Origin of the sequence: Roseovarius sp. (genome assembly GCF_018066915.1) — a bacterium.
Classification (GTDB): Bacteria; Pseudomonadota; Alphaproteobacteria; order Rhodobacterales; family Rhodobacteraceae; genus Roseovarius.
This window is the reverse complement of record NZ_JAGPVV010000198.1, coordinates 1-8000: the sequence shown is the minus strand read 5'-3', so window position 1 is coordinate 8000 and position 8000 is coordinate 1. Positions and strand designations below refer to the sequence as shown.

Below are 8000 nucleotides of genomic sequence, written 5' to 3'. Positions count from 1 at the left end.
TCGCAAAAGTTAATGGAGAAGAGCCGGGCATGGGCGCGTGCAGCGGGTTTATGATGAACATACGTGCCGTGGCGGGGTTACGCTCAACGCTGTCATTTTCTATGCGCGGAATCAAGGCACCGTAGGTGCCGCCGCGCGGCGCCCGACCGCCCCCTCGGGCGGGCGCCTTTGCAGCGTTGCAACATGCTGCCAGCGCGGAGGTGTTTGGCTGGGATTAATTGCCAGACTGCACGGGTTCAGCGCCCACCCGGCGGACGGGCACCGCGCGGCGGCGCAGCCCCCTCACGCCCAAGGCCCACGCCCCTTCCGCGCGCCGGCCATCTCGCGCAGGGCGCGGATGCGGTTGGCGGGGTTGGGGTGGGTGGAGAAGAGCCGGTCATGGGCATGGGCGTGGAGCGGGTTGATGATGAACATATGCGCCGTGGCGGGGTTACGCTCGGCGGTGTCGTTGTCGATGCGCTGAGCCAGCCCCGAGATCCTCTCGAGCGCGGAGGCGAGCCAGAGCGGGTTGCCGCAGATCTCGGCCCCGACGCGGTCGGCCTCGTATTCGCGGCTGCGGCTGATGGCCATTTGCACGAGACCTGCGGCCATAGGGGCGAGGATCATCAGCGCCAGCGTGCCGATCAATCCCATGCCGTTGTTGCGGTTGCCGCCAAAGAACATGGCGAAATTGGCGAGCATGGAGATTGCGCCTGCGAAGGTCGCGGTCACGGTCATGATGGTGGTGTCGTGGTTGCGGATATGGGCCAGCTCATGCGCCATGACGGCGGCGATTTCCTCGCGGCTGAGGTTGCGCAGGAGGCCGGTGGTGGCGGCGACGGCGGAATTGGCCGGGTTGCGCCCGGTGGCAAAAGCGTTGGGCTGATCATTGTCGAGGATATAGACCGCCGGGCGCGGCATGCCGGCGGCGTCGGCCATGTCATGCACCATCTGGGTGAGCGCCGCGCCTTCTGGCCCCGAGGCGGGGCGGGCGTTGTGCATGCGCAGCACCATGCGGTCGGAATTCCACCAGGCAAAGGCGTTCATGGCAAGGGCAAACACCAAGGCGATCATCGCCCCGCCCATGCCACCCAAAAGCGCGCCGATGCCCAGAAAGAGCGCGGTCATCGCCGCCATCAGAATACCCGTGCGCAGATAGCCCATTGTCTCACCTCCGTGGTTCTGGCGCAGATATGGCAGTTGGCACGCGCCTTGCAAGTCTTCCGCCGGAGGCAGGACCGTTAAATTCCACTGGTAAATTCCACTTGTGAATTTCCATGGGTGTCGCGTGAAACACGAGACCCCCGGCGATAACGCGGATTTGGGGAATTGGGGGCAGTCTCTGGTTTGTTGAAGAGAGATTTGCCATGGCCACAGCCTCGGAGCTGCCGATTGACACCTCTGCCAGTGCCTATGACATGGCGCTTGCCATGTTCGGCCATGGCATCACGATCGTTTCCGCCAGCTATACGGGGGCGGCGAGCGCCTCGGGGATTTACAGCAATGGCGACACGGTCGCGCCGGACCTCACGCCGTCGGACACGGGCGTGATCCTGTCCACGGGCAATGCGGTGGATGTCACGAACGATCCCGGTTTGCTGAACCTCTTGGGTGATCCGAACCTCTTGGCCGAGACCTCGACCGATCATGCCTTGGCGGGGGATGCCGATCTGACGACGATTTCCGGGCAAGCGACGTTTGACGCGGCGATTTTCGAGGCGTCGTTCATCCCCGAGGGCAGCACGTTGACGATGCAGATCGTGTTCTCGTCCGAGGAATATCTGGAGTATGTCAACGCCGGGTTCAACGACTCGGTGGGTGTTTGGGTCAACGGGGTGCAGGCCGAATTGACGGTGGGCACGGGCGACATCACGATCAACAACATCAACGATGTGTCCAATGCCAACCTCTATATGGACAACGCCGCGACCGCCGACACCTACAACACCGAGATGGACGGGTTTACCGTCACCCTCACGCTCAAGGCGCCGGTGGTGGCCGGTGAGGTCAACACCATCAAGATCGGCATTGCCGATGGGGGCGATGGGGCGCTGGACAGCAACCTGCTGATCGCCGGGAATTCGATCCAGACCGCGCTGATCGCGGGGGACGATGTGATCGACGTGACGCGGTTTGCGCCGGTCGAAGCCGATATTCTGGCGAATGACACGAGCACGGCGGGCGGGACGCTGACCATTACCCAGATCAACGGGCAGCCGGTGGTGGTGGGGGATACGATCCTCCTCGCCAGCGGTGAGACCATCCAGATGACCGCCACGGGCTTTGTTCTGGTCAGTTCCGGTCAGCCGGTCGGCACGTCAAACGTGCTGTCCTATGAGGTGGCGGATGCGGCGGGCAATACCGATGTCGGGTTCATCACGATCAACACGGTGGCCCCTTGTTTTACCGAAGGCACGCAGATCGACACGCCCGACGGGCCGGTGGCGATCGAGACATTGCGCCCCGGTGATCTGGTGCTGACGCTGGATCATGGACCGCAGGCGCTGCGCTGGATCGGACGGAGCCAGCGGCGGGCGCAGGGTGCGGATGCGCCTGTTGTGCTCGCGGCGGATGCGCTGGGGCGGCATGCGACGCTGGAACTCTCGGCCAATCACCGCATCCTTCTGGCCTCGCCGCATGCGGAATTGCTGTTTGGCACGCATCAGGTGCTGGTCAAGGCGGCGGCGTTGGTCAATGACCGCTCTATCACGCGGCGCTGTGACGGGGCGCCGGTGGTCTATGTGCATCTCTTGTTTGACCAGCATGAAATCGTGCGCGGCAATGGTCTCTGGAGTGAGAGCTATCATCCCGGTCCGATGACGCGGGGCAGTTTCGATGCCGAGACAGAGGCGGAATTGCGGGGTCTCTTCCCGGAGATTTTCGCGCCGGGGGCTGCGGGCTATGGGCCGAGCGCGCGCTCTGGTTTGCGGTCGCATGAGGCGCATGTGCTGGTTGACGCGATGCGGTGAGGCGGCGCGAAAGGGGCTTTCGCGCGCCCGTGCAGCGGCTAGGATGCGGGCATGATCATTTCGCCCGGACGCAATTATATCTTTGTGCATATCCCCAAGACTGGCGGCACCGCGATGGCGCTGGCGCTGGAGGGGCGGGCGCAGGCCGAGGATATACTGATCGGGGACACGCCCAAGGCGCGGCGCAGGCGGGCGCGGTTGAAGGGCGTACAAGCGCGCGGGCGGCTCTGGAAACATTCCACGCTGGCCGATATCGACGGGCTGGTGAGCGCCGAGACGGTGGCGGCGGCCTTTACCTTTACGCTGGTGCGCAACCCCTGGGACCGGATGGTGAGTTATTATCACTGGCTGCGGGGGCAGGAGTTCGATCATCCGGCGGTGCATTTGGCCAAGGACCGGGGGTTTCCTGAGTTTCTGGCCGCACCCGAGACGCAGACCGCGCTGCGCGCCACCCCCGCGCGGCACTATATGACGGCGGCGGATGGGCGCGAATACTGTCGGCTCTTTATCCGGCTTGAGCATCTGGAGGCGGATGCAGCCCCGCTCTGGGCGCATCTGGGATTCGTGCTGGAGGTGGCCCCGGCCAATCGGTCGGAGCGCGGGGCCTATGCCGAGTATTACGATGCCCGCGCGGCGCAGATCGTGGCCGATTGCGCCGCCGAGGATATCGCGCGATTCGGCTATCGGTTCTGACGGCGGCTGACGATTTTGTGCGATTGCGCACGCCCCTCATGCCAATCGCGCGGCTTTGCCTCGGTTGTTCACCCCGCCGCAACGGTGCCTTGTTTCCGCCTGAAACCGAGCAAAAACGGGTCATGTTAACCATGACTTAGTCCGGTTATCGGAGTGTGGACCTGTTGGCGGGACAGGAATGGTTGCAGGGAAAGGGACCGGAGCAGGAATGCTGGGTTGGTTTGGCATCAGGGAACGTGGCGCGGAGCGACCGCAAGAGGCGGAGCCTCTGAGCGTGCAAAGCGGTCTGCTGAGCGGGACGCGGGTGGCCACCGGCCATGGCTGGCGTCCGGTTCAGGCGCTCTGCGCGGGCGACCGGGTCGTGACCTTTGACGCAGGTGTGCAACCGCTCTGCGGGGTCACGCGGCATCCGGTCTGGACCGGCGAGAGCGCCTGTCCGCAACGGTTCTGGCCGCTGGATGTCGGGCGCGGGGTGATGGGCAACCGGGCACCGCTGCGGATCATGCCGCATCAGGTGGTGATGATCGAAAGCGATCTGGCCGAGACACTCTGGGGCGATCCCTTTGCACTTTTGCCCGGTCTGGCGCTGGAGGCCGCGCCAGGTGTCGCGCGCGTGCCGCCCGGTCCTGCGGCGGAGGTGGTCGTGCTGCATTTCGAGAGCGAACAGGTGATCTTTGCCGAAAACGGGCTGATGGCCCTATGTCCTGCGTCCTGTGACCTGCTGGATTATGCGCGAGAGCGTGCGGGGCCGCGTTATGACGTGCTGCCGCTGGTCGAGGCGCGGGGGCTGGTTCTGGCCATGGCGCGGATGGGGGCGCCGGTGCCTGTGCAGGATGGGGTGGTGCCGCCCGGACCTTGGGTTCAGGCCTGACGCGCGCGATTGCCCCTTGGCAGGGGGCACGGGGCGGGGTTTGATGGCGGGGCAATGCCCCTGATCCAAGAGGAACCCCAGCCATGACCGATCCGCGCAGCTATGCAAGACCTGAGGGCGGATTGCCGCCGCAGAGCCAGCTCTTGAGCGACAGGGCGGTCTTTACCGAGGCCTATGCGGTGATCCCGCGCGGGGTGATGCGCGACATCGTGACAAGCTATTTGCCGCATTGGGAGAAAACCCGCCTGTGGGTGATCGCGCGGCCGATGACCGGCTTTGCCGAGACATTCTCGCATTATATCATGGAGGTGGCACCGGGGGGTGGCAGCACGCGGCCCGAGCCCGATGCGGAGGCGCAAGGCGTGCTTTTTGTCATCCAAGGGGCGGTGCGGCTGACGATTGGCGGCGCGGTCTATGACATGGGACCGGGCGGCTATGCCTATCTGCCGCCGGGGTGTGACTGGCAGTTGGAGGGGCTGGGCGCGGGGCCTGCGGTGTTTCACTGGATTCGCAAGGCCTATGAGGCGGTCGAGGGCATTGCGCCGCCTGAGGCCTTTGTCACCAACGAGCGGGAGGTTGCGCCGACGCCGATGCCCGATTGCGGCGGGGTCTGGGCCACGACGCGCTTTGTCGATCCGAGCGATATGCGGCATGACATGCATGTGACCATCGTGACCTTGCAGCCCGGTGGCGTGATCCCGTTTATGGAGACGCATGTGATGGAGCATGGGCTCTATGTGCTGGAGGGCAAGGCGGTTTACCGGCTTAACCGGGATTGGGTCGAGGTTGAAGCGGGCGATTACATGTGGCTGCGCGCCTTTTGTCCGCAGGCCTGTTATGCGGGAGGGCCGGGGCCGTTTCGCTATCTGCTCTACAAGGATGTCAATCGGCATATGGCGCTGTGAAGCGGGGGCGCTGCCCCCGGACCCCCGGAGTATTGGCGGAACGGTGAGAGGCGGGCGCGGGCATATAATTTGATCAAATTATGTTTCGGGGCTGGTCTTTCCCAAAGCGGCGCAGCAATGTCAGGGGTGTTGACCTGTCTGCTGGGAGGGCACCATGTCTGAGGACCGCATTCGTATTGCCATCAACGGATTTGGCCGGATTGGCCGCACCATCCTGCGTATCCTGATGCGCGAGGGGGCGGCGTTTGATCTGGTTTGTATCAACGATATCGAGCCGCTCGAGACCTGTGCCTATCTCTTTCAATATGACAGCGTGTTTGGTCCCTGGCCCGGCGTGGTTACGACCCGGCCCGGTGTTCTGGTGGTGGATGGGCAGGAGATTCCGTTTCACGCGGCACGCGATCTGAGCACGCTGGATTTGAGTGGCGTCGATCTTGTGCTGGAATGCACCGGCATGGGTGGCACGCGCGCCGTGGCCGAGCGGGGCTTGCAGGCGGGGGCGCGGGCGGTTCTGGTCTCTGGTCCGTCGGCGGAGGCGGATGTGACGGTGGTGATCGGGGCCAATGAGGGCGATCTGGGCGATCACCGGATCATTTCCAATGCGTCCTGCACCACCAATGCGCTGGCCCCGTTGGCGCGGATTTTGGACGAGGCTTATGGCATTGTCAGCGGGCAGATGACGACGGTGCATTGCTATACCGGCAGTCAGCCCACGGTGGACAAGCCGCGCGATGCGCCCGAGCGCAGCCGTGCCGCCGCCCTGTCGATGGTGCCCACCACGACGAGTGCGCAGCATCAGACGGGGTTGGTATTGCCCGGTCTCAAGGGGCGGATCGAGGCGCGGGCCATCCGGGTGCCGGTGGCGAGCGTGTCCTGCATTGATCTGGTGGTGCAATTACGCGCGGATGTGACGGTGGAGGGGGTCAATACCCATCTGCAAGAGGCGGCGGGGCGGTATGGCTGGCTGGGCTGGACCGAGGCACCGCTGGTGTCGTCGGACCTGCGCGCGCGGCCCGAGAGCCTGATCGTGGCGGGGCCGCAGACCTCGGTTTCGGTCGGCGGTTTGCTACGGGTCTTTGGCTGGTATGACAACGAGTGGGGATTTTCCTGCCGCATGCTGGATATGGCGCGGCTGATCGGGCGGCGGGGATAAACCGCCGCCCAGAATTTACTTGCGCAAGCTGACGTTGGCAAAGCCCATGGCGCGCAGGCGGTCGGCCCCGGCGTTGAGCTGCGATTGCGAGCCAAAGGGACCGGCCAACACGAGGGTGAGCGCGCGCCCGTCGCGGGTGACGGTGCCGCGCCGCGCCGGAAGCCCGGCGGCGGCGATGCGCTGGGCGGCGGCCTGTGCCTGTGCGGGATCGGCAAAGAGACCGGCCTGCGCGTAGCGGTGGCTCGGCGTGCTCTGGGGTGTTGTCGCGGGCGTTGAGCGGGTCGAGACCGTGGCGCGTTGCGTATTGGCCTGCGCCAGTTTCCGGGAGGTCATCGGGGCCGGGACATAGCGCCCTTGGGTGGCGACGGTGACGCCCGCGGCGCGCTGCGCCTCAAAACTGGTGTAGGGCGGTTGCAGGCCGGGGAATTGATGGATCACATCGGCCCCGGTGCGCCGGTCAATGAGGCGCTGCGGCACGGTGTTGGTCCACATCAGCAGCATCTGGTCGCGCCCTTCGAAGGTCTGATGCGCGCGGTAGGGGTTGAGGCGGTCATCCTCCCACACCGGCTGCATGCCTTGGGGGACAGAGACCCCGGCGAGGCTGGCCTGTTGGCTGGCATAGACGCGGGCCGGGGCGATGCGGGTATAGGGCGGCACGGTTTCGGGCGTGGCCGGGGTGCCGGGACGGGGGGCCAGCGCGCGGCTGTTGCTGCCGCTGGCATAGGTCACATGCGCCGATCGTTGCGGGCCGCAGCGCACCGGCGAGCCGTTGTGTTGGACGGTATAGGCGGCGGACACGGGCGAGAGATTGGCGCAGGCGCTCTGTGCCGGGTCAGGCTGTGTCAGGCGGATGGCACGGGCCGAGGGGGCGGGTGCGGCTGTGGGCGCGGCAGGTCGCAAGGCCACGGGGCGCGGATCGGCCTCGGGGCGCAGGGCGCTGAGCGGCGCGCCAGCGGCGATCTGGACAGGGGCGGTGCGACGCTGCGGCTGGGCCGTGGCCACGGGGGCGGCGACCGGTGCCGGTTGCCGGATCACGCGCGGGGCAGGCGCGGGCGCTGTGGCGACGCGGGGGGCTGGTGCAGTGCGGACCGGCGGTGTCGGTCTGGGGGCGGCCTGTGCCACGGGTTGAGCGGCTGCTGGGGCGGCGGCCTGAACGCTTGGGGCGAGGCTGGGTTGGAAGCCGCAGAGATGGTCGCGGCCCCGCGTCATGCGCGGCACCCAAGTGACATTGCCCGCAACGCCCGCCCGCACAAAGACGCAGCCGACGCTATCGACATATTGCCGCCCCTGATAGCTGCTGGGCGGAAATTCAGCCGGTTCCGAGGGTGCGCGCAGGCTCTGCGCGGACACATCGACCGTGCCAAGCAAGAGGACAGTCGAAGCCAGAATGGCAAGTCGTGAAAATCTCATTACGCCCCCAACATCAATTG

Annotated in this window: 7 protein-coding genes; 5 read left to right on the top strand and 2 right to left on the bottom strand. The window is 65.7% G+C overall.

Going from position 1 to position 8000, the window contains the following annotated elements; all coding sequences use genetic code 11:
• Positions 1-282: 282 nt before the first annotated feature.
• Positions 283-1143, bottom strand: coding sequence for a zinc metalloprotease HtpX (gene htpX / locus KBT70_RS10835; RefSeq protein WP_296632759.1), 861 nt, complete (start codon positions 1141-1143; stop codon positions 283-285).
• A gap of 203 nt (positions 1144-1346) precedes the next feature.
• Here htpX and KBT70_RS10830 point away from each other — a divergent pair, with 203 nt between their 5' ends.
• The 5 genes from KBT70_RS10830 to KBT70_RS10810 all read left to right on the top strand — a co-directional run bounded on the left by KBT70_RS10830 (position 1347) and on the right by KBT70_RS10810 (position 6570).
• On the top strand, positions 1347-2948 hold the full coding sequence (locus KBT70_RS10830; protein WP_296632756.1) for a choice-of-anchor L domain-containing protein: 1602 nt from the start codon (positions 1347-1349) through the stop codon (positions 2946-2948).
• A 51-nt stretch (positions 2949-2999) separates the two neighbouring features.
• Positions 3000-3641: a sulfotransferase family 2 domain-containing protein gene (locus tag KBT70_RS10825; RefSeq protein WP_296632751.1), complete on the top strand. Its 642-nt coding sequence runs from the start codon at positions 3000-3002 to the stop codon at positions 3639-3641.
• Positions 3642-3849: 208 nt separating this feature from the next.
• On the top strand, positions 3850-4512 hold the full coding sequence (locus KBT70_RS10820; protein WP_296632748.1) for a Hint domain-containing protein: 663 nt from the start codon (positions 3850-3852) through the stop codon (positions 4510-4512).
• Between the two features lie 83 nt (positions 4513-4595).
• Positions 4596-5417, top strand: a complete 822-nt coding sequence (locus KBT70_RS10815; protein ID WP_296632745.1) for a bifunctional allantoicase/(S)-ureidoglycine aminohydrolase — start codon at positions 4596-4598, stop codon at positions 5415-5417.
• Positions 5418-5571: 154 nt separating this feature from the next.
• Positions 5572-6570, top strand: coding sequence for a type I glyceraldehyde-3-phosphate dehydrogenase (locus tag KBT70_RS10810; protein WP_296632741.1), 999 nt, complete (start codon positions 5572-5574; stop codon positions 6568-6570).
• Positions 6571-6585: 15 nt separating this feature from the next.
• Here KBT70_RS10810 and KBT70_RS10805 read toward each other — a convergent pair whose 3' ends face one another.
• Complete coding sequence (locus KBT70_RS10805) at positions 6586-7980, bottom strand: SPOR domain-containing protein (RefSeq protein WP_296632736.1); 1395 nt, start codon at positions 7978-7980, stop codon at positions 6586-6588.
• Positions 7981-8000 lie beyond the last annotated feature (20 nt).